Here is a 23845-nt window from a genome sequence, read left to right as displayed (position 1 = left end):
GCGGCCGTCACGGGGACGAGCGCGGCCCACCGCGCCTTGCGGCGCGGCAAATCCGTACATCGAGGAATTCGGGAAACGCCCGGGCTTTGCGCTGTCCGTCGGAAGCCCTGGCGGCTGGTCCGCAGGCTACGGGTGCTCGACGAAGCGATACATCTCCGTGTGGTCCGCGGCTTTCCCAAGCGCATTGGAAGCTTGCGTGCACAGCGCGTTGACATGCGCGCCCAGCCGCATGTCGGCCTGCACGGCCTCGGCCAGCACGGCCGCGATGGCAACGTCCTTGGCCATCAGTGCCAGCGAGAACCCGGAGTTGAACGCGCCGGAAAGCATGAACTGCTTTGCCTTGTTTTCCGTCGTGTTGTTCTTTCCGGTGGAGCTGTTCAGAACGTCGACCATGATGTTGGGGTCGATGCCAAAACGCTGTCCGGCAATCAGGGCTTCCGCGGTCGCAATCAGGCCGGCGGCCGACACGTAGTTGTTCAGCGCCTTCATCGCATGGCCCGCGCCGATGTCGCCGACACGGGTGAGCGTGGAACCCAGGTGGCCGAGCAACGGCCGCGCGCGGTCGACGTCGGCGGCATCGCCTCCGGCCATGATCGCCAGGGTGCCCGACCTTGCGCGGCTTACCCCGCCGGAAACCGGGGCGTCGATCATGGCCAGGCCCGCGGCCTTGACCGCTGCCGACAACGCCCGCGTGCGCACCGGGTCCGCGGAGCTCATGTCGATGACGAGCGCGCCTTGCCCGAGCACCTTCGTCAGCGCGAGGACCGCCTCGTCGACGATGTCGGAGTTCGGCAGCATCGTCACCACGACATCGCAGTCGCCGAACGCCTGCAGGTCCGCGGCGACGCGCGCCGCCTTGTTCTCGGCGGCGAAACGCTGCCGCGTCTCGGCCACCACGTCATACGCCAGGACGTTCACGCCCGCGGCCGCCAGCCGGCCGGCCATGGGGAAACCCATCATCCCCAGGCCGACGAATCCGATTTGCTTCATGGCCGGCTCCTTAGATGCCCATTTCCTTGAACACTTCGCGGGCAATGCGGAACGAGTCGATCGCCGCCGGCACGCCGCAGTAGATCGCCACCTGCAGGAAGACCTCCTTGATTTCGTCCTTGGTCAGCCCGTTGTTGATGGCGCCGCGCACGTGCAGCTTCAGTTCGTGCGGCCGGTTGAGCGCGGCAATCATCGCGAGGTTCAGGAAGCTGCGGGTGCGGCGCTCGAGGCCGGGGCGGTTCCACACGTCGCCCCAGCAGTACTGCGTGACCAGCTCCTGCATGTCGCGATTGAAATCGTCGGCGTTCTTCAGCGAAGCGTCCACGTACTCGCTGCCCAGCACTTCACGACGGGTCTTGAGGCCTTTCTCGAACAGGTCTTGGTTCATGCGTGTCTCCTTTGGTTAACGGCTCCCATCGTAGAGCGCGGCTTTTCATAAGTCAATAAGATTGTCTTACAATCTGCTTGGCGAGAAATCTGGGATAATTTCGCGCAACCAGCATGGCAATCTATGGAAACAGACCTGTACATCAAGCGCGACATGACCACCCTGCGTCAGCAAGTGACGGACAGGTTGCGTCAGGCTATCCTTTCCGGCCGCTTCCTGCCGGGCGCGCGACTCGTGGAACGGGAACTATGCGAGAACCTGGGCGTGAGCCGGCCGCTCCTGCGCGAGGCGCTGCAGCAGCTCCAGGCGGAGGGATTGATTCACCTCATTCCCCACAAGGGCCCGGTGGTGGCAACCATTTCCGCGGAGGAAGCGCGCCAGATCTACGCCGTGCGCGCCTACCTAGAAGCGTGCATCGGGGAAGGCTTCGCGCGCAACGCGACGGACCCGCAGATTTCGCGGCTGAGAGCCGCGCTGCAATACCTGGCCACGCCGCAGGCATCCGCCGACACCGATGCCCTGCTGCTGGGCAAGAACACCTTCTACGCCATCCTGATGGAAGGCTGCGGCAATGAGATTGCCGGGCAAATGCTCACCCAGCTCAACAACCGCATCACCCTTCTGCGCCGCCTGTCTCTCGGGCGCACCGGACGGCTCGCCGAATCCATCAAGGAGCTCGACGCGGTCGTGTCGGCGATCGAGAAGCGGGATGCCGAGACCACCCGCCAGCTGTGCTTCGACCACGTCCTGAGCGCGGCGAAGGCCGCCGAGGATGCGCGCTCCGTGAGCGGCGCCTGAGGCGAACGACGGAACCTGCCGGGCGGAAGTCCGGCAGGCCGCTGGCCTGTGCCGAAGCGTCCTGTCAGAACCTGTGACGCAGGCCCACGCTGAGCGAGCGCGCGTCGTCACCGCTGCCGCGGTCGATGGCAATACTGTTGATCGTCACGCTGCCGCCGGGGCTGTTGTGGACATAGACCGCGCGCAGATAGGCGGTGGTGCGCTTGCTGAGATCGTGGTCCCAGCCGAGCGTCATGCTCCAGGGCCGCTCGCCGCCGCCCAGTATCTGCCGCTTGAGCGCCACCGCCTTGAATGTGCCCTTCTGCGTGACGTTCCAGCTGAACGTGATGCCGTAGTGGCGCGCCACCCGGGTCGTCGTCAGCTTGCTGCCGGCCTGTGCCAGCAGCAGGCCCACCTTCACCGGCTTGAAGCGGTACGCGCCGCCCAGGAAGTGGTTCGACGTCAGCGCAGTGGGAACCTGCGGCGTGCTGGTGCCCGTGTACATGCCCTGGTAGCCGTAAAACGCGTAGGCGTTGCCGGCTTCGTACATCGCGTTCATGCCGAAGTTGGTGCCCGAACGCGGATTGCCCGGCACCTCGCCCGGGGCCACGGCGGCACCGAGCGAGAAGCCGCCCCAGGTCGGCGAGAAGTACTGCACGGCATTGTCGAAGCGCGCGCCATACGCGACCTGCCCGATACCTTGCGACGCCGTGGTGCCCAGCAGGTTGAATGGCGACACCATGCCGTTCAGCAGGAAGGGATCGAGCCGCAGCAAGACATAGAACGACGGCGTGTACTGCCGGCCCAACCGGATCTCGCCCCATGATTCGTTGGAAAGCCCCAACCACGACTGGCGGCCAAACAGGCGGCCATTGCCGAAGAGCTCGGTGCCGGTATCGATATTGAAACCGGACTCGACCAGGAAGTTGGCCTTGGTGCCTCCGCCCAGGTCCTCGATGCCACGCAGCCCCCAGCGCGACGCTGCCTGCTGGCCTTCGCGCATCCGTACCACGCTTTGCGACCCCTTTGCATATTCGATCGACGCGTCGACCACGCCATACAACTGCGCCGTCATGGCCGCCGCGCCGCCGCAGGCCAGGGCCAGGCCGATGCCGAGGCCCAGGTTCGTGCCGATCACGATGCCCGATGGCCGTCTGCTTGCTCTGCTCTCTCTCACGCTGCCGTCTCCCGTTCTACGCTGCTGCATCGTTTGTCTCCTTGGTGGCTATTTCAGGTGATGCGGGGCCCTGCCAACGCTGAGGGTGCCGCCTACTGCGGTGTCACGCCGGCAAGCTTGACGATGTCGCCCCACGCAGCCAGATCGGCGCGCACCAGTTGCCCGAGTTCGTCAGGCGTTGAAGGCTTGCCAGGCTTCAGGTACATCGAGGCAAAGCGCAGCTGTCCCTCGCGCGATTGCAGGATGCGGTTCACTTCGGCGTTCAGGCGCGAGACGATGGGCGTGGGCAGGCCCCTGGGCCCGAACAGCGCAAGCCAGCTTGCCTGCTCGAACGGCACGCCCTGCTCGCCCATGGTCGACACCTCGGGCGCGGAGAGCATGCGTTCGGGGCCGGATACGGCGATGCCGCGAATGCGGCCCGACTTCAGATGCGGAATGGCAGACAGCGAATCGGTGAAGGCGATGGTCACGTGTCCGGCCGCCAGGTCGCTGGTGCACTGGACGGCAGTCTTGTACGGCACGTGGCGCATGCGGATGCCGGTCTTGGCCTTGAGGTACTCCATCGCCAGATGGCCGCCCGACCCTACGCCCCACGAGCAATAGGCCAGTTCGGTGGGGCTTGCCTCGACATGGGCGATGAGCTCCTTGAGGCTGCGCACCGGCACGGTGGACGTCACCGCCAGCAGGTTGCCGCCCGGGGCAACCGGCCGGGCAATCGGCGTGAAATCCTTGACGGGGTCATAGGGCAGGCTGGCCGTGGTCCACGGGTTCACGGTCATCGTGGCCGAGTACGTGAACAGCAGCGTGTAGCCATCGGGCTCGGCACGCGCCACCATCTCGCTGGCGATGATGCCGTTGGCACCGGGGCGGTTATCCACCACCACCGGCTGCTTGAACGCCGCCGAGAGCCGTTCCGCCACCAGCCGGGCGGTCTGGTCGGTCACGCTGCCCGCGCCGGACGGCACCAGCATCCGGATCGGACGGTTGGGATACGGTGCGGTCTCGGCATGGGCCGGGGCGATGCCGGACCCCGTGGCCAGCGCCGCCACGATGACCGGCAAGGCCACGCGGACGCCAGATTTCCGACTACGCATATTGCTGTCTCCATCACGGCGCATTGGCCGTTCATGCCGGTACGTTGCCGGCGTGTCGCGAACAGGCGCCGCGCGCGCCTGGTGTGGCCAGGGCCTGGGCGGTGGCCATATCGATGGCGTTGCGCGTCTCGGGGCGGTTCAGGGTGAGCTCCGCCCGGCCTTCGTGGCGAGATGCCGGGACAGTCGGCGCGGTGGTCATGCTGCCGCGCCTTCGCGACGCGGCAACGCCACACCGATCGCGCCGTCGCGGGCCATCGTGTCGATGGCGTCGTCGCCATAGCCAAGCTCGCGGAGCACCTCCACCGTGTGCTGGCCGATCCGGGGCACCACCGGGCTGGATGCAGGCGGGGCCGCCTCCATGCGGAACGGCAGGCCCGGCAGCGACAGGTGACCGCCAGCGCCGTCGGCAACAGCCATCAACATTGCGTTGGCGTGCACGTCGGCGCTGACCTCGACCTGGCGATAGTCGCGCACCACGCCCACCACCACCCGATGCCGTTCGAGCAGCGCGCACGCGTCCTCGCCCGAGTACCCGCGCAGCGCGTCATGCAGGATCGCCAGCAAGGCCGGCCGGTTCTGCACGCGCAGCGGGTTGCTGGCAAAGCGGGCATCGCTGGCCAGCCCGGGTTGCCCGATGGCCGTGCACAGCCGCGCCCAGTGTTCGTCGAGATAGGCCGACAGCACGATATGGCCGTCCGCCACGCCAATCACGTCGGCGGCAGGCGCCGCCCTGGGCTGGCTGTTGCCGCTGCGTGCCGGCAGCGCGCCCGAGCACTGGTACTCGGCCCAGAGCTGGGCCTGCAGATGCACGCCGACGTTCAGCAGCGACGTCTCGATGGTATCGCCGTGGCCTGTGCGCAAGCGCCGGAACAGCGCCGCCACGATGCCGCTGGATGTCGCCAGCGCCGTGGCGGCATCGATCAGCGCGAAGCCGGCCTTCAGCGGCTGGCCGCCGGCCTCGCCCGTCACGGACATCATGCCGCTTTCGGCCTGCGCGGCGATATCCAGGCCCGGCCGCAGGCGCGACGGCCCGCGCGTGCCGAAGGCGGTGACACTGGCATGGACCAGATCGGGCCGGACGTCCCGCAGCGAGACGGCATCCAGGCCCAGCGACTCCATCGAGCCGGGCCGCGCGTTGTGCAGCACCACGTCGCACGACAACGCCAGCTTGCGGGCGGCCTGCAGCCCCGCCGGACGACGCAGGTCCAGCGCGATGGCGCGCTTGCCGCGGTTGTAGGCCAGGAACATCGGGCTCTGCGGGCTGGTGCCGTCGAAACGCCGGGCGCCGTCGCCGCGCAGCGGTTCCACCTTGATGACGTCGGCGCCAAGGTCGGCCAGCAGCATCGCCGCCCCCGGTGCGGCGATGAACTGGCCGAATTCGGCCACGCGAATGCCTGCAAGCGGCAGGTCGTTCTGGGTCTTCATCCTGTCTTCCGAATGCATGCCATGACGGCATCGATGGAAACGGATCATGCGGCACGTGCATCGGATGCGGCAGCTTCCCAGATCGCTGCGGCGTGAACCAGCGGTTAGCACCACGGGTAATCCCGTGGCCGCGCGGCTGGCGCTATGCTGGCGGACAGGGCGCCGCCATGAACGCCCGCGACAGGAGACGAACCCATGCGACTAAGCCAGGTACAGGACTTCATCGCCGTGGCCGAGTGCGGCAGCATCCGTGCCGGCGCCAAGGCGCGCGGCGTGTCGGCACCGGCCATCACCAAGAGCATCCGGCTGCTCGAGGAGGAACTGCATGTGCCGCTGCTGACGCGCACCACGCGCGGCATCGTGCTCTCACGCTATGGCGAGGCGTTCCTGCGCCGCGCCCAGCTCATCGCCAGCGAAGCCCGGAAGGCCACCGACGAGATGGCCCAGATGCTTGGCACGCGCAACGGCGTGGTCCGCATTGGCGTCACGGGCGGCCCGGCGCATCTGCTGCTGCCGGCGGTGCTCAAGCGTTTCCGGTCCCAGCATCCCGACGTGCAGGTCTGCATCGACAGCGGCGTCTATCCGGCCCATCTGTCGAACCTGCGCGCGGGCGCGATGGACATGGCCGTGAGCCCGATTCCCGACGAGGGCATCGAGCGCGAGTTCGTCTGCGAGCCCCTGTACAACAACGATTCCGTGGTGGTGGCGCATCGCGAGCATCCGTTGCGCAACGCCCGATCCCTGCGCGAGCTGGTGGGTTCGGAATGGGTGCTGACCGGGCAGCGGATGCACGGGCCCGGCGCGGCGATCATGGACGCCTTCCGTGCCCGCGACCTGCCGCTGCCCCGCGTGGCGGTACGGTGCGACACCATCGGCATGATCCAGACGCTGCTCGAAGACCGCTCGCTGCTGTGCCTGCTGCCGCGCCAGCTCGTGCCGGGCCGCCTGACCAACGCCAGCCTGGTGGTGCTGCCGATCGAAGACCCGCTGCCCAGCCATGCCGTCAGCCTGGTCTATCGCGCCGATTCGCCGATGACGCCCGTGGCCGAGCAGTTCGCGAAGCTGCTGCGCCGTGAAGTGCACTACCTGAGCAAGATGCCCGACAGTCCGCTGCGCCGCCAGGTGCCGCACCCCCCGGAAGCGGTCGGCTAGCCCAGCGCCGCGCCGGCGGGAATTCCCGGCCGGCCACAGGCGATAACCGCCGGTTCACACCTGAAATTCCGCAACGCCCGCCAGGCCGCGCCAGCGCTGCCCGCGCAGCCGGCGCGCCCGGCCGCACCGGGACTTTCCCCACTGCATATAGTCCCGCGTCTGCGCGTGAATATCCCTTCGCCAACTGGGAGGGGAAACACATGCACACAATCGAGGACCGCCCCGCCGCGCTGATCACCGGCCACGGCATCGACGCCATTGGAGACGGCATCTGGCTGCTGCACGGCCAGGGCCAGAGTTTCGTCGCCGACGTGGGTGGCGGACTGCTGGTGGTCGACAGCGGCCCTGGCGGCGGCGTGACGGCCGGGATGATCGAAGTGCTGCGCGCCCGGACCAGCCTCCCTGTGCTGGCGCTCTGCTACAGCCACGGACACCTGGGCTACAACGCCGGTGTGAAGCAGTGGATCGACCATGCCGCCCAGCGCGGCGAACCGGCGCCACGCGTGCTGGCGCACGTCAACGTACTGGCGCGCCAGAGCCGCTACCGCGAGACCCAGCGCATGCAGGAGCGCATGGCGGAGATCCAGTTCCGGCACGCCAGCGGCGCCCTGGCGGGCAAGCTGCGCCAAAGCGTGCCCACGGAGACGTTCCACGACGGCATCACGGTGGGCCAGGGCGATCGTCGCGCCGAAATCCTGTGGGCCCCCTCGGAGACGGACGATGCCGTAGCCGTGTGGCTGCCGGGCAGTCGGCTGCTGTATGGCGGCCCGGCGGTCATCGACTCCATCCCGAACATCGGCACTCCGTTCCGCACGATGCGCGATACGGTGCGCTGGGCCGAAACGCTGGAACGCCTGGCCGGGCTGCGGCCCGAGACGGTGGCCCGGGAATTCGGGACCACCCTGCACGGCGAGGAGACCTGCCGGCAGGTGCTGCTGCATACGGCGGCCGCGCTGCGCTGGATGCGCGGGGAAGTGGTGCGGCTGATGAACGCCGGCTGCAACGAGCGCCAGATGCTGGCCGCGCTGCAACCACCGGCCGAACTGTTCGAGCAGCCGTGCATGCAGCCGACCTACGGCGATCCGACCTACATCGCACGCGATATCTACCGGTCCGAGAACGGCTGGTGGGACCGCAATGCCACGACGCTGCATCCTGCCGCGCCCGAGGACGTGGCCAGCGAGATCGCGGCGGCAATCGCCGACCACGGCGCCGTGGTGCGGCATGCGTGCGCGCTGGCCGAACGCGGAGATATCCAGCTTGCGCTGCATGTGATCGACCTGCTGGCGCAGGCGCCCGGCGACGCGCCGCCCGTGATGGAAGCCCGCCAACGCAAGGCCCAATGGCTGCGCGCCCGATCAAGACAGGTGCGCAGCTATGTGTCCCGCAGCCTCTATGTGGCGGCCGCGATGGTGCTGGAAAGCGGTTCGGACGACAACTTCGGCATCCACTGAGGAGCCAGCGATGACCCATTCCCTCATGACCGGCGCGGCGCCCGGGCGCAGCCGCCGCGATGCCCTGCGGTGGCTTGCCTGGCTTGGACTGGGCGCGGTCTTGCACCCGGCCCGCGCCGCTGCCACGTGGCCGTCGCGGCCGATCCGGCTGGTCGTGCCGGCGTCGGCCGGCAGCGGCCCCGACCTGTTCGCCCGGCCGCTGGCCGAAGTCATCGGCAGGCGGCTGGGCCAGCCGTTCGTGATCGACAACAAGCCCGGCGCCACCGGCATCATCGGCAATAACATCGTCGCCAAGGCGGCGCCGGACGGCCAGACGCTGCTGTTCACCTACGCGGCCACGGTGGTCATCAACCAGACCTTGCAGCCAAAGATGCCGTACGACGGGCTGCGTGACCTGACGCCGGTGGCCCAGATTGGCGCGGGCGGCAACTTCCTGGTGGTGGTGCCGGCGTTTCCGGCGCGCAATCTGAAGGAGTTCGTCGCCCACGTGCGGGCGCGGCCCGACGCCTACGACTACGCGTCGTGGGGCATCGGCTCCGGCGGCCATCTGACGATGGAGGCGCTGCGGATGCAGAGCGGCATCCGCATGCGGCATGTGCCCTACAAGTCCGTGCCGCAGATCCTGAACGACATGCAGGGTGGCATCGTGAAGGTGGGATGGGTCGATGCGTCGTCGTCGCTGCCGCTGATCCGGGCCGGCAAGCTGCGCGTGCTGGCCATCAGCGGCACGCGGCGCGGCGCGGCCACGCCGGACGTGCCGACCATGACCGAGCAGGGCTACCCGTTCGACACCGATAGCTGGTACGGCCTGTTCGCGCCGGCCGGCACCCCCGCCGCCATCGTCCAGCGGCTCAACGCGGAAGTGAACCAGGCATTGGCCAGCGCCGACATACGGGAGCGCTTCCTGCAAATGAACATGACCGATCCGCCAATCAAGACGCCGGAGCAGTTTGCGCAGACCGTGCGCGACGACGTGGCGGTCTGGGGCAACGTGATTCGCGCCAACCACATCACCGTGGACTAACGACACCATCGAGGAACCGACATGACCACAGACCGCGCCGCACTGGACCAGCGCATCCGCGCAGCCTTTATCTACACCTTTGCGCTGCACGACCTGGCACGCACGCGCTGGCGCTTCACGCAGCACGAGACCACGCACGGCAGGCCAGCCAACCAGCTGCATCACAACCGCGATCTGCTGGACGACCGCGCGCGCCAGGTGACGATGCCGAACAACGACACGCTGTATTCGTTGGCATGGCTCGACCTGTCCGCCGGCCCCGCCACGCTGACGGTTCCCGATATGGGCAGCCGCTACTACAGCGTGGCGCTGATGGATGCCTTCACCAACAATTTCGCCTGCCTGGGCCTGCGCACGAATGGCCCCGGCGCGCACGTGTTCGTCATCGCCGGGCCGGCGCACCACGCCAGCGCGCCGGCCGGGCTGCCCAACGGCGCCGTCCTGGCGCGCGCCCCGTGCAACGATGTCTGGCTGCTGGCGCGCGTGCTCGTCGACGGCCCGTCGGACCTGCCGCAAGTCCATGCGCTGCAGGAACAGATGCGGCTCGGCACAAGCGCCGTGCCGCCCGCACGCCTCCAGGCCACGCCCGACGAGACCCGCCCCGCCGCCTACCTGGCGCTGGTCAACGAAGCGCTGGCGCGCAACGGCGTGCCAGCGCATGAACAGGAGATGGTGGCGGGCTTTGCCGACCTGGGCGTCCGCGCCGGCGACCTGGCCGCGTGGGACACGCTGTCGCCGGAGATCCGTGAGGCCTGGACACGCCTGTGGCCCGCGCTGCGCCACGAACTGGAGCACCCGCCCAAGGGCAGCCTCCGCCGGAACGGACCGCGCGGATCCTGGCTCAGCGGCATGGACCACATCGGCAACTTCGGCACCGACTATTTGTACCGCGCCTATATCTCGCTGGTCGGACTCGGCGCGCTGGAGCGCCCGGAAGCCATCTACGCCAGTGCATTGACCGATGGAGACGGCCAGCCGCTCGACGGCGCGCACTGCTACCGGCTGCACGTGCCTGCACGGATGCCCGTGAACGCCTTCTGGTCACTGTCGATGTACGAGTTCGCGCCGGACGGGCGGCGCTTCTTCACGGCGAATCCGATCCAGCGCTACGCCATCGGCGATCGTACGCCCGGGCTGACGCGAAACGCGGACGGGTCTCTGGATCTCGCCATCCAATGCGCACCGCCCGCGGAAGGCCTCGCCAACTGGCTCCCGGCACCCAAGGGGAGGTTCGCCATGGCCCTGCGCTACTACCATCCGCAACCCGACCTGATCGAACATCGCTTCGTCATGCCGGATACCGAGCGGGTGTCGGCGTAGGTGGCAAACGCAAGGCGGTTGTGCGCCAGCGCCGCGCACGCGCACGGAAGGTCAACGCGACCTTCCAATGCCTGGAGATCGATGGATTGCGCCGCCGCCCGGCGGTAAAGCCACCGCCATGCATGGAGCGCGGCGAGCATGGTGTTCGGTGCCTTGCCGGCGCTCCGAATCTGGGCGGTAACAGATAACGTGGGCAGATAGGCGCGGAGGCCGCGGCGATCGACTAGCACCGGAACCCGTTCACCGCCAGCGAATCTGGCGAATCGAATCCCGAGGGAACCTTCTCCCGCCAGCGAGCGAGTCAGAGTGCGCATGCCACTGCCCCACGGAAACAGGACAACGCTTCAAGGTGGAGAGAAACACACGAACATGCAAGAAAAAACTTGCAGCTCAGATGCCAAAAACCCCGCACTCGGCGGGGTTCGATGTTTATGGCTTTCCGTTACGGGAGGTCAGAACGGAATATCGTCGTCCATGTCCTCGAAGCCGTTCGACGGCGCCGGCTGCGGACGCCGCGCCGCGCCGCCGCCCTGCTGTCCACCGCCACCGCCGGCAGCCTGGCCGCCGCGCGCGCCATAGCCACCGCCGCCACCGCCGCCGCCGCCACCGCCGCTCGACTCGCGGCCGCCGCCGTAGCCGCCGCCCATGTCGTCACCGCCGCCACCACCGCCCATGCCCTGGCGCGAGCCCAGCATCTGCATCTGATCGGCGACGATTTCGGTGCTGTATTTTTCCGCGCCGGACTGGTCGGTCCACTTGCGGGTGCGGATGCGCCCTTCGATATAGACCTGCGAGCCCTTCTTCAGGTACTGGCCGGCGATCTCGGCCAGCTTGCCGAAGAAGGCGATGCGGTGCCACTCGGTGGCTTCCTTGAACTCGCCGCTCTGCTTGTCCTTGTAGCGGTCGGTGGTCGCCAGGCGGATGTTGGTCACGGCGTCGCCGCTGGGCATGTAGCGGGTTTCGGGGTCCGCGCCCAGGTTGCCGACGAGGATGACTTTATTGATCGATGCCATGTGAGTGTTCTCCCAGGGCCACGCCCTCTGCTGCAAGCGGCGTGGCGATGCCTTGACTGATGCGCAAACAAATGCGCTGGAAAAAAATGCGCGTAAACGAATAACGCGCCCCCGGCCATTGAGTCGGGCGCGCGGTCATGCTAACGCCAAATTGCGGCGAAAAGCGTTAATAAGTGATGCGGGAAACTCTTGCGGGCCCACCTCCGTCATCGCCGGCGTTGCCGCCGGCTTCAGGCGGCGACGGCCGGCGCACTGCTTTTCCGCGCCGGGGGCGACTTCATGTTCCAGGCGATTATAAGCCAGAGGAGCAGCACCACCGCACAGCCGAGGAACACGGCGCTGCGGCCTTCGTGCTTGAGCAGCCAGCCGCCGGCCGCGCCGCCGAGGAACAGGCCCAGCGCCTGGGTGGTGTTGTACACGCCGAGCGCGGCTCCGCGCGCGGCGGCAGCGTAGCGCGACACCAGCGAGGGCTGCATGGCTTCGAGCACGTTGAAGGCGACGAAGAACAGCAGCAGCACCGCGACGATGCCCCACAGGCCGTGCACGGCGGCGAACAGCAGCTGCACGGCGGTCATCAGCCCGACCGCGCACAGCAGCACGGGACGCACCTTGCCGTAGCGCTCGGCGGCCATCATCGGCCCGAGCATCAGCACGAAGGACACCAGCACCACCGGCAGGTAGACCTTCCAGTGCTGGTCCAGCGGCATGCCGGCGTCGCTGAGCATGGCCGGCACCACCATGAACATGGCGACCTGGGAGGCGTGCAGCGCGAGCACGCCCACGTTGAGCCGCAGCAGGTCGGGGTTGGCCAGCACGGCGCGGAACGGCATGCGCACCGGATGCGGCGGCGGCGGCGCGGGCACCAGGAACAGCGTGACCAGGATGGCGAGCACGCCGAGCACCGACATCAGCGTGAAGATGCCCGGCATGCCGATGCCGTGCAGCAGCGGCGAGGCGATCACCAGCGACAGCGCGAAAGTCAGGCCGATGCTGCCGCCGACCAGGGCCATCGCCTTGGTGCGGTGCTGCTCGCGGGTCAGGTCGGCGATGCAGGCGGTGATGGCCGCGGAGATCGCGCCCATGCCCTGCAGCGCGCGCCCGGCGATGATGCCGTTGAGCGTGTCCGCGTTCGCCGCCACCAGCCCGCCGGCGACGAACAGCAGCAGCCCGGCGACCATGACCGGCTTGCGGCCGACGCGGTCGGACAGCCAGCCCAGCGGGATATGGAGGAAGGCCTGCATCAGGCCGTAGATGCCCATCGCCAGGCCCACGCGCTGGGCGTCGTGCCCATCGGGCAGCCCGGCCGCGTATTCGGCGAACACCGGCAGGATCAGGAACAGGCCGAGCATGCGCAGCGCGAAGATGCTGGCGAGCGAGATGCTGGCCCGCAGTTCCATGCGGGTCATGCGGTCGCGCCCGGCGGCCGGCGCGCTGGCGCCGTCGGCCTTGGAATCGTCGGCCTTGGCCGCATCTTGGGAGGAGCTATGGATCGACGACATTGCGATCGTGGGAATTTCCGAGACTGGTTGCCGGACCGGCCCGCGCGGCGTGCCGGATGCGCGCGCCGCGCGCCAGGCTGCCGCGCGGCCTCACCGGAGGCACCGTCCGGAGCGCCGCCGCGGCCCCCTGCAGGGACACTACTGGAACGCCTCGGGGGCACCGCGCAAACCCGTGGCAAACCCGCAAAAAAGGCCTCCCGCAGGTGCTGCCGGACAGGGGCTGGCAACCCCGGAAACCGAAGTTCGGTATATTAACAGGTTTGCTTCGCCGCGCTTCGGGCGCCGCAACGGGCGCCGCGCGGCCCGGGGCGGGCCGCCGGAGCCGCGCCTGGCATGCTTTTTTCTTGGAAATTCCGTGAGACCGGCCTGTCGACCTGACCGGCGGCCCCGCCTGGCGAAGACAATCGGTATATGGAAGAAATCAGAATCCGTGGTGCCCGTACCCACAACCTGAAGAACATCAATCTCGACCTGCCGCGCAACAAGCTGATCGTGATCACCGGGCTGTCCGGTTCGGGCAAGTCGTCGCTGGCCTTCGACACCCTGTACGCGGAGGGCCAGCGCCGCTACGTGGAGTCGCTGTCGGCCTACGCGCGCCAGTTCCTGCAACTGATGGAGAAGCCCGACGTGGACCTGATCGAGGGCCTGTCGCCCGCGATCTCCATCGAACAGAAGGCAACCAGCCACAACCCCCGCTCCACGGTCGGCACCGTCACCGAGATCCACGACTACCTGCGCCTGCTGTTCGCGCGCGCCGGCACGCCCTACTGCCCCGACCACAACCTGGCGCTGCAGGCGCAGAGCGTGTCGCAGATGGTGGACGCGGCGCTGGCGCTGCCGGAAGACACCAAGCTGATGATCCTGGCGCCGGTGGTGGCCAACCGCAAGGGCGAGCACTCCGACCTGTTCGACACCATGCAGGCGCAGGGTTTCGTGCGTTTCCGCATCCGCTCGGGCGGCGGCACCACGCACGAGGCGCCGGCGGTGGTCTACGAGGTGGACGCGCTGCCCAAGCTGAAGAAGACCGAGAAGCATTCGATCGACGTGGTGGTCGACCGCGTCAAGGTGCGCGCCGACATCAAGCAGCGCCTTGCGGAATCGTTCGAGACCGCGCTGCGGCTGGCCGACGGCCGCGCCGTGGCGCTGGAGATCGACAGCGGCCAGGAGCACGTGTTCAGCTCCAAGTTCGCCTGCCCGATCTGCTCGTACTCGCTGCAGGAGCTCGAGCCGCGCCTGTTCTCGTTCAACAACCCGATGGGCGCCTGCCCGAGCTGCGACGGCCTGGGCCAGATCACCTTCTTCGATCCCAAGCGCGTGGTGGCCTTCCCCAACCTGTCGCTGGCCTCGGGCGCGATCAAGGGCTGGGACCGCCGCAACCAGTTCTACTTCCAGATGCTGCAAAGCCTGGCGGCCTACTACGACTTCGAACTGGAAACGGCCTTCGAGGACCTGCCGGCCGAGGTGCAGGAAGTGGTGCTGCACGGCTCGGGCGAGGTGGAGATCCCGTTCACCTACATGAACGAGCGCGGCCGCACCACGGTGCGCGAGCACGCTTTCGAGGGCATCATCCCCAACCTGGAGCGGCGCTACCGCGAGACCGACTCGGTCGCGGTGCGCGAGGAACTGGCCAAGTACCAGAACAACCAGGCCTGCCCGGCCTGCCACGGCACGCGGCTGCGCACCGAGGCGCGCCACGTCAAGCTCGGCGAGAACGACCAGGCGCGCGCCATCTTCGAGATCAACGGCTGGCCGCTGCGCGACGCGCTGACGTACTTCCTCACGCTCGACATGCACGGCGCCAAGCGCGAGATCGCCGACAAGATCGTCAAGGAAATCACCGCGCGGCTGAACTTCCTCAACAACGTCGGGCTGGACTATCTCTCGCTCGAGCGCAGCGCGGACACGCTCTCGGGCGGCGAGGCGCAGCGCATCCGCCTGGCCTCGCAGATCGGCTCGGGCCTGACCGGCGTGATGTACGTGCTCGACGAGCCGTCCATCGGCCTGCACCAGCGCGACAACGACCGCCTGATCGGCACGCTCAAGCACCTGCGCGACATCGGCAACTCGGTGCTGGTGGTGGAGCACGACGAGGACATGATCCGCGCCAGCGACTACGTGGTCGACATCGGCCCCGGCGCGGGCGTGCACGGCGGCATGATCGTGGCCGAGGGCACGCCGGCGCAGATCGAGCAGTCGCCCAACTCGCTGACCGGGCAGTACATGTCCGGCGCGCGCCGCATCGAGGTGCCGCCCACGCGCACCGCGCCCGACGACGACAAGCTGCTGCGCATCGTCAACGCCACCGGCAACAACCTGCGCAACGTCAGCGCGGAAATCCCGGTGGGCCTGCTGACCTGCGTGACCGGCGTGTCCGGCTCGGGCAAGTCCACGCTGATCAACGACACGCTCTACCACGCGGTGGCGCGCCACCTGTACGGCTCCACGGCCGAGCCCGCGCCGCACGACCGCATCGAGGGGCTGGAACACTTCGACAAGGTCATCAACGTCGACCAGAGCCCGATCGGCCGCACCCCGCGCTCCAACCCCGCCACCTACACCGGCCTGTTCACGCCCATCCGCGAACTGTTCGCCGGCGTGCCCGCCGCCAAGGAACGCGGCTACGACCCGGGCCGCTTCTCGTTCAACGTCAAGGGCGGGCGCTGCGAAGCCTGCCAGGGCGACGGCGTGCTCAAGGTGGAAATGCACTTCCTGCCGGACGTGTACGTGCCGTGCGACGTGTGCCACGGCAAGCGCTACAACCGCGAGACGCTGGAGGTGCTCTACAAGGGCAAGAACATCCACGAAACGCTGGACATGACCGTGGAGCAGGCGCACGAGTTCTTCAGCGCGGTGCCGGTGGTGCGGCGCAAGCTCAAGACGCTGCTCGACGTGGGCCTCGGCTATATCCGCCTGGGGCAGTCCGCCACCACGCTGTCCGGCGGCGAAGCGCAGCGCGTGAAGCTCTCGCTGGAACTGTCCAAGCGCGACACCGGCCGCACGCTCTACATCCTCGACGAACCCACCACCGGCTTGCATTTCCACGACATCGAACTGCTGCTCAAGGTCATCCACAAGCTGCGCGACCAGGGGAATACGGTGGTCATCATCGAACACAACCTGGACGTCATCAAGACCGCCGACTGGCTGCTCGACATGGGGCCGGAGGGTGGCGCCGGCGGCGGACAGGTGATTGCCAAGGGGACGCCGGAGACGGTGGCGAAGAGTCGGGCTAGTTTTACGGGGAAGTATTTGGCGCCGTTGTTGGCGAAGGGGTGAGGGATCCTTGTCCGGGCTGTTGTGGGCCTTGAGGCTCGGGCGGTTGTTGGTGCTTGAACCCAACGGCCGTATGACATCCCCGCTGCGCGGGGCTGCCAGTCACTTTCTTTTGTCTGAAAAGAAAGTAACCAAAGAAAGCAGACCCCTTGCAGGGGGGCTGGGCACTCAGACCTTATGGTTGGTGGTGGTTTCGTGGTGCGCGCGTTGGCTTCGATGAGACTGCTGACGCTACCGGTTTGCTCGCCTGCGGCGTCGCAAACGAAATTGGATTCGTGGTGGCGCTGCATGATGGCGTTGGTCCAGGCCCTTCGGGCTGCTGCCGCGACCGGGGCGGATGGGCTCGTCATAGAGATGGTGCTGGTTTCGTGGTGGGCGCGGTGGTCCCTATTCGAGCGCGTACCCGCCAACACCCGCGCCCCGGTCCACCACGCCCACCACGAAAACACGAGGGTGCTACGCCGTGACCGCCAAAACCGGTAACGGCAGATGCCCGAACCAGCAGTGCGCCCGCCATCATAGGTCTGACCCCGAAACCCATACCGCCAGCCAGATCGTGGCCGCTCGCACCGGTAACGGCAGGATCCCAGCAGAACCGCAGGCCCCACCACGAAACCACCAACAAGAGAAATCCCAACGTTTCTGCCCCTGCCGGCCAGGCAGTCCGCTTTCTTGGCCTACTTTCTTTTCGGACAAAAGAAAGTAGGTCGCTCCGGAGGAGCGAAAGCCTTTGACTTTGACTTTGACTTTAGACCTCCAAAACCTTCCCCCCCATCAACCTCAAACCCCCGCCGAAGACACCACCCCCACCGGCGGCTCCCCATCATCCTCCTTCATCCGGCTCCGATTCAGCACCCCCGCTTCCTCCAGCACCGGATACGCCGTGGCGCAGAACAGCGAATTGAGCCGCTTGAGATTGCTGATGATGTCGAGATGCAGCGAGCTGGTCTCGATGCTCTCCGCGGTCTGCACCGCAATGCGCTGCAGGTGGTTGCGCGCGAACCGGCGCTCCAGTTCGCGGAAGGTGGCTTTCTCGCTCATGAGCTGCTGCGCGCTCTTGAGGTCGCCGGAGAGGAACACCGACAACCCCAGCCGCAGGTTCGCCACCACGCGCGCGTGCATCTGCGCGATTTCCTCCATGCCCGCTTCCGAGAACGCCAGGTTGTGGGCGATCTTCTTCTCGCGCGCGTCGAGCAGGATGCGCTCGATGATGTCGCCGGCATGCTCGAGGTTGATGGTGAGCGAGATGATCTCGGTCCAGCGGCGGCCGTCGCGCTCGTCCAGCGCTTCCAGGCTGATCTGGGTGAGGTAGAGCTTGATCGCGGTGTAGAGGTCGTCGACCTCGTCGTCGATGCGGCAGGTGGCGGTGGCCAGCTTGGCGTCATTGGTGCGCAGCACGCGCAGCATGTTGTCGAGCATCTGCTCGATGCGGTCGCCGATGCGCAGCACTTCGCGCGCGGCGTTGGACAGCGCCAGCGTGGGCGTGGTCAGCGCGGCGGCGTCGAGGTGGCGCGGCGTGACCTGGCTGTCGCCGGTGTTGCGCCCCGGCAGCACCGCTTCGCACAGGCGCGCGAGCGGGCCGGTGGCGCCCAGCAGCAGCACCGCCAGCGCCACGTTGAAGAGCAGGTGGAAGTTGACCACCAGCCGCTGCGGATCGGCGTCGAGCAGCGCCAGCAGGCGCTCGGCCTGTCCCAGCAGCGGCAGCGCGATCACGCAGCCGAGCAGGCGCGACAGCAGGTTGCCCAGCGTGACGCGCTTGCCGGGCTGGTTGTTGCCCGAGGTGGTCAGCAGCGCGGAGATGCCGGAGCCGAGGTTGGCGCCCAGCACCAGCGCCATCGCCACGTGCAGCGAGACCACGCCGGCCGAGGCCAGCGCGCCGCAGAACAGCACCACCGCCAGGCTGGAATAGCACAGGATGGTGAGGAAGGCGCCGACCAGCATGTCCAGCGTGGGGTCGCCGGTCAGCGTGCCGAACAGCACCTTGACGCCGGCGGCCTGCACCACCGGCCGGGTGGCGATGGAGATCAGCTCGAGCGCCAGCGTGATGAGCCCCAGGCCGATCAGCACGCGGCCGACGTGGCCGGGCTTGTTGCCCTTCCAGCTCAGGTGCAGGATCACGCCGACGAAGATCAGCAGCGGCGACAGCCACGACAGGTCCAGCGAGAACACCTGCACCATCACCGCGGTGCCCACGTTGGCGCCCAGCATGATGGCCAGCGCCGGCGCCACGGCGATCAGGCCCTGGCCGACGAAGGAGCTGACGATCACCGCGGTGGCGTTGCTGCTCTGTACCAGCCCGGTCACGCCGAGGCCGGCGGCGAACGCCGTGAAACGGTTGGCGATGCTGGAGGAGAGCACGTGGCGCAGGTTGGCGCCGTACACGCGCAGGATGCCCACCTTGACGATGTTGGTGCCCCACACCAGCAGCGCCACGCCGGAAAGCAAATGAAGTAGAACGCCCATGGTCTGCCCTTTTGTGACCGGTGCCGCCGTTGCGAGGGCAGATGCAGGAGCCGGAAGATGCGGGGCCGGACGCGGGGCCGGGCGCGGCGCTGATGCCGGAGCTGATGCAAATGCCGGCGCAAGGTGCCGCCCGGCCATCGTATCGTTGTCAAGAGGGCATTATGCGCCGCCACGCATGGGCGGGCAACGCCGCGGACGGGGGGCGGACAGGGCGTGGGCACGCGGCGCAACGCGGCGGCGCCGGGCCGCCCGCGCGCGTTCAGGCCGGCAGCGCGACCTTGACGCCGAGCGCCACGAAGATGGCGCCGGCCACGCGGTCGAGCCAGCGGCCCGCGCGCGGCCGGTGCCGGAGCCAGTCGCCCAGCACGCCGGCGAACAGCCCGAACAGCGAGAACACCACCGCCGTCTGCAGCATGAACACCATGCCCAGCAGCAGCATCTGCCAGCCCGCGTGGGCGGCGTCGGCGCGCACGAACTGCGGCAGGAACACCAGGAAGAACAGCGTCACCTTGGGGTTCATCAGGTTGGCCAGCACGCTCTGGCGGAACACCCGCGCCAGCGGCACCGCCGGCGCGTCGGCGCCCCGGCCGAGCGCGCCGCGCGAGCGCAGCGCCTGGATGCCGATCCAGATCAGGTAGGCCGCGCCGGCGAACTTGATGCACTGGAACGCCAGCGGCGAGGAGCGCAGCACCGCCGCCAGCCCGACCGCGGCCACCACGGTGTGGAACAGGCAGCCCGAGGCGAAGCCGAGCGCCGCCACCACGCCGGCGCGGCGCCCCTGCGCCATGCCGCGCGCCAGCACCTGGAGGTTGTCGGGCCCGGGCGCCAGCGTGATGGCGACCGAGGTGACGAGGAACAGCAGCAGATCCGGCATGGCAGAGGCTCCGGTGATTGATTCAGGCGCGCGCCCGGCTTCAGTGCCCGTCGAAGCGGCACACGGTAAACAGCGGCAGCCCGCTGTCGAGCAGCAGGCGCGAGCCGCCCAGCTCGGGCAGGTCGACGATGGCCGCGCCCTCCACCACGGTGGCGCCCAGGCGCTCGAGCAGCTTGCGCCCGGCCATCATGGTGCCGCCGGTGGCGATCAGGTCGTCGATCAGCAGCACGCGGTCGCCGGGCTTGCAGGCGTCGGCGTGGATCTCGACGGTGGCGCTGCCGTATTCGAGCTCGTATTCCTCGGACACGGTCTGGAACGGCAGCTTGCCCTTCTTGCGGATCGGCACGAAGCCGAGGTTGAGCTCGTAGGCGACGATCGCGCCGAGGATGAAGCCGCGCGCGTCGATGCCGGCGACCAGGTCCAGGCGGGCGTCCATGTAGCGGTGGACGAAGACGTCGATCAGCACGCGCAGGGTCTTGGGGTCCTGCAGCAGCGGGGTGATGTCGCGGAACATCACGCCGGGCTGCGGCCAGTCGGGCACGGTGCGGATCCGCTCGCGCAGGTATTCGGTGACGTGGCCGAGGGCGGACGACTGGATGGTGGTATTGGGCATGGGAACTCGTTGGTGCGGCCTGCCGGCCCGGCAGGCCGGCCGCGGTGGCCGGATGCCGGAGGGGTGCGGAACAGGCTGCGGGACAGGATGCGGTAATGGGTTACTACCCGGGCGGCCGCGAACGGCAACACAATGGGCTCGCGCCGGGCGGGCCGGGCGCGCGGTCCGTCCGCGCGTGCGCCCCGCCGGGCACCCGTAACCATACAGGAGACCGCGATGGCAAAAAAGATCTTGATGCTGGTCGGCGACTACGCCGAGGACTACGAAACGATGGTGCCGTTCCAGGCGCTCCAGATGGTCGGCCACACGGTGCACGCGGTCTGCCCGGACAAGAAGGCCGGCGCGAGCTGCGCGACCGCCATCCATGACTTCGAGGGCGACCAGACCTACAGCGAGAAGCGCGGCCACAACTTCGCGCTCAACGCGACCTTCGCCGAGGTCGATCCCGCCGCCTACGATGCGCTGGTGATCCCGGGCGGGCGCGCCCCCGAATACCTGCGCCTGAACGAGCGCGTGCTGGAGATCGTGCGCCACTTCGCCGGCGCCGGCAAGCCGATCGCCGCGGTCTGCCACGGCGCGCAACTGCTGGCCGCCGCGGGCGTGCTGGAAGGGCGCACCTGCTCGGCCTACCCGGCCTGCGCGCCGGAAGTGCGGTTGGCCGGCGGCAAGTACGCCGACATCCCGGTGGACCAGGCCCATACCGACGGCAACCTCGTGACCGCCCCGGCATGGCCGGCGCACCCGGCCTGGCTGGCGCAGTTCCTTGCGGTGCTGGGCACCCGGATCGTACATTAGAGGCTGCCGGAGGCGGCCCGCGTGCTTGCGTTGCCCGCCGGCCGCGCCGAACGGGAGTCTCCCATGTGCGAAATCTTCATCCGGGCCAATCCGGAGTCGTATCTGTGCCAGTCGCGCTCGCTGCGGCTGCATGGCGTGGCCACCAGCATCCGCCTGGAAAGCCTGTTCTGGGAAGTGCTGGAAACGCTGGCCCGGCGCGACGCCATGAGCGTGGGCCAGCTGATCACGCGGCTGCACGACGAACTGGTGGCCTACCGGGGCGAGGCGGCCAATTTCACGTCCTTCCTGCGCGTGTGCTGCCTGCGCTACCTGATGCTGCAGGGCGAGGGCCGCATCCCGGCCGACCCGCTGGTGCCGATCCGCTCGCTCGACGCGCGCTCGGTGCTCGAAGGCCTGCCGCCGTCGTGGGCCGACGGCGCGGCGAGCGCCACGGCCGCGCCGCGCGCGGCGGCCTGACGGTAGGTAGCTGACCGCGATCCGCGCATTTGCCTGACGGCGGGCATCAGCCCGTCAGCATGCGCTTTTCCGCCGCTTCCAGCGCCTCGGGCTGGCCGCGCAGGACCACGATGTCGCCCGGCTCCAGCACGGTCTCGGGCTGCGGGTCGAACGCGCGGATGCCGCGCCGGCGCACCGCCGTCACCTCCACGCCGATGCGCTCCAGCCCGAGCGTGCCGAGGCTGCGCCCGAGCGCGGTGGCGTCCGGCCCGAGCGAGACCGAGCACAGCCGCACCGACTCGCGCTCCACCATGTCCTCGTCGTCGTCGCGGCCGTGGAAGTAGCCGCGCAGCAGGCTGTAGCGCGCGTCGCGCGCCTGCTGCACGCCGCGCACCACGCGCCGCATCGGCACGCCCAGCAGCACCAGCGCGTGCGAGGCCAGCATCAGGCTGCCCTCGATGATCTCCGGCACCACCTCGGTGGCGCCGGCCTTCTGCAGCACGCCGAGTTCCGAGTCGTCCACCGTGCGCACGATCACCGGCAGCGCCGGCGCGAGCTCCTGCACGTGGTGCAGCACCTTGAGCGCCGACGGCGTGTTGGCGTAGGTGATGATGACCGCCGCGGCGCGGTGCAGGCCGGCGGCGATCAGCGCCTCGCGCCGGCCCGCGTCGCCGTACACCACGGTGTCGCCGGCGCCGGCGGCCTCGCGCACGCGGTCGGGGTCGAGGTCGAGCGCCACGTAGGTGATGCCCTCGCGCTCCAGCATGCGCGCGAGGTTCTGCCCGCTGCGGCCGAAGCCGCAGATGATGGCGTGCTTCTCGGTCTGCAGGCTCTGCACGGCGATGCGCGTCATGTTCAGCGACTGCATCAGCCATTCGTTGGCGGCGAAGCGCAGCACGATGGCGTCGCTGTACTGGATCAGGAACGGCGCGGCCAGCATGGAGAGCAGCATCGAGGCCAGGATGACCTGGGTCAGCACCGGGTCCACCAGGTTGAGGCCGTCGATCTGGTTGAGCAGCACGAAGCCGAACTCGCCGGCCTGCGCCAGCCCCAGCCCGGTGCGGATCGCCACGCCCTGGCGCGAGCCGAACAGGCGCGCCAGCCCGGCGATCAGCAGCAGCTTGAACAGGATCGGCACCACCAGCAGCGCCAGCACCAGCCACAGGTGGTCCAGCACCACGTGGATGTTGAGCAGCATGCCGATGGTGACGAAGAACAGCCCCAGCAGCACGTCGCGGAACGGCTTGATGTCTTCTTCCACCTGGTGGCGGTAGGGCGTCTCGGAGATCAGCATGCCGGCCATGAAGGCGCCCAGCGCCATCGACAGCCCGAGCCGCTCGGTCAGCGCCGCCATGCCCAGCGTGACCAGCAGCAGGTTGAGCATGAACAGTTCCTGCGAGCGGCGCGCGGCCACCACGTGGAACCACCGGCTCATCACTTTCTGGCCGAGGAAGAAGATCACGCTCAGCGCCACCGCGATCTTCACCGTGGCCAGCACCAGCGCCATGACCAGGTCGCCGGGGTCGCGCGACAGCGCCGGGATCACGATCAGCAGCGGCACCACGGCCAGGTCCTGGAACAGCAGGATGCTGATGATGTTGCGCCCGTGCTCGCTTTCCAGCTCGAGGCGCTCGGACAGCATCTTGGAGACGATGGCCGTGGACGACATCGCCAGCGCCCCGCCGAGCGCCACCGAGGCCTGCCAGGACAGCGGGAAGGCCCAGTTGAACAGCCAGCTCGCCGGCACCACCGCCAGCATCGACAGCACCACCTGCGAGCCGCCCAGGCCGAACACCTGGCGCTTCATGGCCTTGAGCTTGCCCAGGCTGAACTCCAGCCCGATCGAGAACATCAGGAAGACCACGCCGAATTCGGCCAGGTATTTGGTCTGCGCGGTATCGCTGGCCAGCCCGAGCGCGTGCGGCCCGATCAGGATGCCGACCGCCAGGTAGCCCAGCATCGGCGGCAATTGCAGCATGCGGAAAGCGACCACGCCAAACACGGCGGCGGCCAGCAGCACGAGAGTCAGGTCCAGCGGAGAATGCATCGAAAGGGGTCTGGGTGCGCCGTCCCGCGCCA

At 68.4% G+C, this 23845-nt stretch carries 20 protein-coding genes; 8 read left to right on the top strand and 12 right to left on the bottom strand.

What is annotated here, in order from left to right; genetic code table 11:
• Window positions 1–126: 126 nt before the first annotated feature.
• Window positions 127–990, bottom strand: coding sequence for an NAD(P)-dependent oxidoreductase (locus KF708C_RS00780; protein WP_020204819.1), 864 nt, complete (start codon window positions 988–990; stop codon window positions 127–129).
• 10 nt (window positions 991–1000) lie between these two features.
• On the bottom strand, window positions 1001–1378 hold the full coding sequence (gene pcaC, locus KF708C_RS00775) for a 4-carboxymuconolactone decarboxylase (protein WP_020204820.1): 378 nt from the start codon (window positions 1376–1378) through the stop codon (window positions 1001–1003).
• A gap of 123 nt (window positions 1379–1501) precedes the next feature.
• Here pcaC and KF708C_RS00770 point away from each other — a divergent pair, with 123 nt between their 5' ends.
• Window positions 1502–2176, top strand: coding sequence for a GntR family transcriptional regulator (locus KF708C_RS00770; RefSeq protein WP_020204821.1), 675 nt, complete (start codon window positions 1502–1504; stop codon window positions 2174–2176).
• 64 nt (window positions 2177–2240) lie between these two features.
• Here KF708C_RS00770 and KF708C_RS00765 read toward each other — a convergent pair whose 3' ends face one another.
• The 4 genes from KF708C_RS00765 to KF708C_RS00755 all read right to left on the bottom strand — a co-directional run bounded on the left by KF708C_RS00765 (window position 2241) and on the right by KF708C_RS00755 (window position 5851).
• The gene (locus tag KF708C_RS00765) at window positions 2241–3293 is read right to left on the bottom strand and encodes a porin (protein ID WP_082079385.1); all 1053 of its coding nucleotides are present in this window, start codon (window positions 3291–3293) and stop codon (window positions 2241–2243) included.
• Between the two features lie 131 nt (window positions 3294–3424).
• Entirely contained in the window at window positions 3425–4426 is a 1002-nt protein-coding gene (locus tag KF708C_RS00760) for a Bug family tripartite tricarboxylate transporter substrate binding protein (protein WP_059410419.1), read from the bottom strand.
• A gap of 31 nt (window positions 4427–4457) precedes the next feature.
• On the bottom strand, window positions 4458–4625 hold the full coding sequence (locus tag KF708C_RS35380; protein ID WP_156173675.1) for a hypothetical protein: 168 nt from the start codon (window positions 4623–4625) through the stop codon (window positions 4458–4460).
• Window positions 4622–5851: a CaiB/BaiF CoA transferase family protein gene (locus tag KF708C_RS00755; protein WP_059410418.1), complete on the bottom strand. Its 1230-nt coding sequence runs from the start codon at window positions 5849–5851 to the stop codon at window positions 4622–4624. Before KF708C_RS00755 ends, KF708C_RS35380 begins: the two co-directional genes overlap by 4 nt.
• 195 nt (window positions 5852–6046) lie before the next feature.
• Here KF708C_RS00755 and KF708C_RS00750 point away from each other — a divergent pair, with 195 nt between their 5' ends.
• The 4 genes from KF708C_RS00750 to KF708C_RS00735 all read left to right on the top strand — a co-directional run bounded on the left by KF708C_RS00750 (window position 6047) and on the right by KF708C_RS00735 (window position 10801).
• Complete coding sequence (locus tag KF708C_RS00750; protein WP_020204825.1) at window positions 6047–7003, top strand: LysR family transcriptional regulator; 957 nt, start codon at window positions 6047–6049, stop codon at window positions 7001–7003.
• Between the two features lie 200 nt (window positions 7004–7203).
• Window positions 7204–8457 (top strand): alkyl sulfatase dimerization domain-containing protein, encoded by a 1254-nt coding sequence (locus tag KF708C_RS00745; protein WP_059410417.1) that lies wholly within the window; start codon window positions 7204–7206, stop codon window positions 8455–8457.
• 10 nt (window positions 8458–8467) lie between these two features.
• Window positions 8468–9481 carry a Bug family tripartite tricarboxylate transporter substrate binding protein gene (locus KF708C_RS00740; protein WP_059410416.1) on the top strand — a complete coding sequence of 338 codons (1014 nt, stop codon included), beginning with the start codon at window positions 8468–8470 and terminating at the stop codon, window positions 9479–9481.
• Window positions 9482–9502: 21 nt separating this feature from the next.
• Window positions 9503–10801, top strand: coding sequence for a DUF1254 domain-containing protein (locus KF708C_RS00735; RefSeq protein ID WP_059410415.1), 1299 nt, complete (start codon window positions 9503–9505; stop codon window positions 10799–10801).
• Window positions 10802–11253: 452 nt separating this feature from the next.
• Here the strand turns inward: KF708C_RS00735 and KF708C_RS00730 are convergent, their stop codons facing one another.
• Together KF708C_RS00730 and KF708C_RS00725 are read right to left on the bottom strand one after the other, a co-directional pair.
• On the bottom strand, window positions 11254–11814 hold the full coding sequence (locus KF708C_RS00730; protein WP_059410414.1) for a single-stranded DNA-binding protein: 561 nt from the start codon (window positions 11812–11814) through the stop codon (window positions 11254–11256).
• Window positions 11815–12044: 230 nt separating this feature from the next.
• Complete coding sequence (locus tag KF708C_RS00725) at window positions 12045–13313, bottom strand: MFS transporter (RefSeq protein ID WP_020204830.1); 1269 nt, start codon at window positions 13311–13313, stop codon at window positions 12045–12047.
• Between the two features lie 411 nt (window positions 13314–13724).
• On the opposite strand from KF708C_RS00725, the gene uvrA reads away from it, so the two are divergent.
• A complete protein-coding gene (gene uvrA, locus KF708C_RS00720) occupies window positions 13725–16589 on the top strand; it encodes an excinuclease ABC subunit UvrA (protein ID WP_059410413.1) in 2865 nt (954 codons plus the stop codon).
• Between the two features lie 777 nt (window positions 16590–17366).
• Here the strand turns inward: uvrA and KF708C_RS00710 are convergent.
• The 3 genes from KF708C_RS00710 to KF708C_RS00700 form a co-directional block, all read right to left on the bottom strand.
• Window positions 17367–19049, bottom strand: coding sequence for a Na/Pi cotransporter family protein (locus KF708C_RS00710; RefSeq protein ID WP_029043536.1), 1683 nt, complete (start codon window positions 19047–19049; stop codon window positions 17367–17369).
• Window positions 19050–19308: 259 nt separating this feature from the next.
• Window positions 19309–19923: a LysE family translocator gene (locus KF708C_RS00705; protein WP_059410411.1), complete on the bottom strand. Its 615-nt coding sequence runs from the start codon at window positions 19921–19923 to the stop codon at window positions 19309–19311.
• 40 nt (window positions 19924–19963) lie between these two features.
• On the bottom strand, window positions 19964–20536 hold the full coding sequence (locus KF708C_RS00700; protein WP_059410410.1) for an adenine phosphoribosyltransferase: 573 nt from the start codon (window positions 20534–20536) through the stop codon (window positions 19964–19966).
• A 216-nt stretch (window positions 20537–20752) separates the two neighbouring features.
• On the opposite strand from KF708C_RS00700, the gene KF708C_RS00695 reads away from it, so the two are divergent.
• Complete coding sequence (locus tag KF708C_RS00695; RefSeq protein ID WP_020202678.1) at window positions 20753–21331, top strand: DJ-1/PfpI family protein; 579 nt, start codon at window positions 20753–20755, stop codon at window positions 21329–21331.
• A gap of 63 nt (window positions 21332–21394) precedes the next feature.
• Window positions 21395–21787: a ribbon-helix-helix domain-containing protein gene (locus KF708C_RS00690; RefSeq protein WP_020202677.1), complete on the top strand. Its 393-nt coding sequence runs from the start codon at window positions 21395–21397 to the stop codon at window positions 21785–21787.
• 46 nt (window positions 21788–21833) lie between these two features.
• On the opposite strand, the gene KF708C_RS00685 is transcribed toward KF708C_RS00690, so the two are convergent.
• Window positions 21834–23813 (bottom strand): cation:proton antiporter domain-containing protein, encoded by a 1980-nt coding sequence (locus KF708C_RS00685; protein WP_020202676.1) that lies wholly within the window; start codon window positions 23811–23813, stop codon window positions 21834–21836.
• Window positions 23814–23845: the final 32 nt, after the last annotated feature.

The organism is Cupriavidus basilensis, from assembly GCF_000876015.1.
Taxonomy (GTDB): Bacteria; Pseudomonadota; Gammaproteobacteria; order Burkholderiales; family Burkholderiaceae; genus Cupriavidus; species Cupriavidus basilensis_B.
This window is presented reverse-complemented; position numbering and strand designations above follow the sequence as displayed.